2 protein-coding genes are annotated in these 2,640 nt (G+C 62.3%); both read right to left on the bottom strand.

Translation table 11 applies throughout. The annotated features are described in order from the left end of the window. Positions 1-50 precede the first annotated feature (50 nt). Positions 51-944, bottom strand: coding sequence for an IS21-like element helper ATPase IstB (istB, locus tag EN859_RS35000; protein WP_127857172.1), 894 nt, complete (start codon positions 942-944; stop codon positions 51-53). Next, a complete protein-coding gene (gene istA, locus EN859_RS34995; RefSeq protein ID WP_189502463.1) occupies positions 941-2,425 on the bottom strand; it encodes an IS21 family transposase in 1,485 nt (494 codons plus the stop codon). The genes istB and istA overlap by 4 nt, the downstream gene beginning before the upstream one ends. Positions 2,426-2,640: the final 215 nt, after the last annotated feature.

The raw sequence follows: 2,640 nt of genomic DNA, 5'->3' as shown, positions 1-2,640 counted from the left end.
TATAGCGCGGCGATCTGGGAGAGACCTGCGCGACAATCTGGATGAGACTCTCAGGGCGCGGTCACGGGCAAATTATCATGCTGATTGTCGCTGGCAAGGCCATCGTGGTTTTCTGATTGCCGCTCCGCGACAAGCTCGTGGGTGTTTTTGATTGTCGCGTAGGAGGCCGGCCTGCCGCGCTGGCGTTTGGCTTCCATGGCTGATCTGCGCCGGTAGCTTTCGACGTTCATCTCGAAGATTGTTGCGTGGTGGACGAGACGGTCGACCGCGGCGAGCGTCATGGCGGGGTCGGGAAAGACCCTGTTCCATTCTCCGAAGGGCTGATTGGCGGTGATCATGATGGAACGCCGCTCATAGCGGGCGGAGATGAGTTCGAAGAGCACGCTCGTTTCGGCCTGGTCCTTGGTGACGTAGGCCAGATCGTCGAGAATCAGCAGATCGAACTTGTCGAGCTTGTCGATGGCGGATTCGAGCTGCAGCTCACGCCGCGCGACCTGAAGCTTCTGGACGAGGTCGGTCGTGCGGGTGAACAGCACGCGCCAGCCATTCTCGATGAGGGCGAGCCCGATGGCCGCGGCGAGATGGCTCTTTCCGCCGCCGGGCGGGCCAAACAACAGGATGTTGGCACCCTTTGCGAGCCAGCTGTCGCCGGCGGCGATCGCCATCACCTGGGCCTTGGAGACCATCGGCACGGCCTCGAAGGCGAAGCTGTCGAGGGTCTTTCCAGGTGGCAGATGCGCTTCGGCGAGGTGGCGTTCGATCCGGCGATGCGCCCGCTCGGCCAGTTCATGCTCGGCAATGGCCGACAGGAACCGGGCGGCGGGCCAGCCCTCTCGATCGGCCTGTTCGGCAAATTGCGGCCACAGGGTCTTGATTGTCGGCAGCCGGAGCTCGTTGAGCATGATGCCCAGCCGGGCTTCATCGATGCTATGGGCGCTCTTCATGCGACCTCTCCCGTATAGGCCGTGCCGATCAGGGCTTCATAGCCGTTGAGGCAAGCAAGCTGCACCGAGACGGTCGGCAGCCGTGCTGGGTCCGGGCCGAAGAGCGTTCTCAAGGCAGCAATATCGGGCAGGTCGCCGGCATCGAGGATCTCGGCGAGTTGCTCGGCAAGTTCGCGCTCGCAGCCGCGATCATGGGCCAGTGCCAGCAACTCGACCGTGATCTTGCAGGCCTGCCTGTCCGGCAGCCGCTCCATGAGCACATCGAAGGTCCTGCGGTATTCCTGCCGCGGAAAGAGCTTGTCCCGATAGACGAGATTAAGAAGCGCCATCGGCTTCTTCCGCAGCGAATGGATGACGTGCCGATAATTGACGACTTGATCGTGCCTTCCATCCGCATGTCCACGGCCTCTGGGAAGCGTCATCAGCTGTGTTCCTCCGACAAAGACCTCGAGCCGATCGTCGAACAGCCGGACGCGAAGCCGATGTCCGATCAGGCGGGAAGGAACGGTGTAGAAGACCTTGCGCAAGGTGAAGCCGCCGGTGCGTGAGACATTCACGACCACCTCCTCGAAGTCGGTGGTGCGGCGCTCGGGGAGTTCCTGTAGATGAGGGCGCTCGGCGTCGATGCGCTTGCCATGATTGGCGTTGTGCCGGCTGACGATCTCGTCGATGAAGGCGCGGTACGCGCCGAGATCGTCGAAGTCCCTGCCGCCGCGCATCAGAAGGGCGTCACGGATGGCGCTCTTGAGATGACCATGGCTGCTTTCGATCGACCCGTTCTCGTGGGCGATGCCCTTGTTGTTGCGGGTCGGCGTCATGCGATAATGGGCGCACAGTTCCTCGTAGCGCCGTGTCAGGTCCTCCTTCGCATCGGCACTGAGATTGCGGAAAGCCGCCGACAGGCTGTCGCTGCGGTGATAGAGCGGCGCTCCGCCAAGTGACCAGAGCGCGTTCTGCAGTCCTTCGGCCAGGGCCACGAAGCTCTCGCCACCGAGAATGACATGGCTGTGTTCGAAGCCCGACCAGGCGAGCCGGAAGTGGTAGAGCAGATGGTCGAGCGGCTGGCCCGAGATCGACACGCCCAAGCTGCTCATGTCGGTAAAATCCGACAGCCCGAGCCGGCCGGGTTCGTGAAGCTGACGGAAGATAACCTCCTGCTCTTCGCCGTGGATGGCGCGCCATGACCGAATGCGCCGCTCCAGGGTCCGGCGAATGCCCTCGCTCAGTTCCGGGTGCCGCCGCAGCATCTCTTCGTAGATGGCGACAGCACGGATGCCTGGCGCCGCCTTCAAAAGGGGAACGACCTCGGCATCGAAGATGTGCTCGAGAGGGTCAGGCCGTCGCCGGCCGCGAGCCTTTTGCTTTTGCGATGGCAGGTCCGGATTCTTCTTGATGCGATAGGCCGTCGCTCTGCTGATCGACGCCTTGGCCGCGGCAACCTCGGTCGTGTGTTCCTGTCGTAACTTCATAAAGAGCCTCATCTGATGGTCGGTTACATGACGGCCTGGCACAAAGGTGATTCTCCATTCTTCAGAAAATCGCCAAGGTACTTCAGCCAACCGCGCTCAACAGACGTCGGCAGTGACGCCGCGGGGGTGGTGTAACTCCGTTCGGGCTACGCCCTCACTGCGTCACACCACCCCCGCCGAGTCTCATCTTGATTGACGCTGAATCTCATCCTGATCGCCGCGCCGCA

The organism is Mesorhizobium sp. M00.F.Ca.ET.216.01.1.1, from assembly GCF_004010325.2.
Taxonomy (GTDB): domain Bacteria; phylum Pseudomonadota; class Alphaproteobacteria; order Rhizobiales; family Rhizobiaceae; genus Mesorhizobium.
This window is presented reverse-complemented; position numbering and strand designations above follow the sequence as displayed.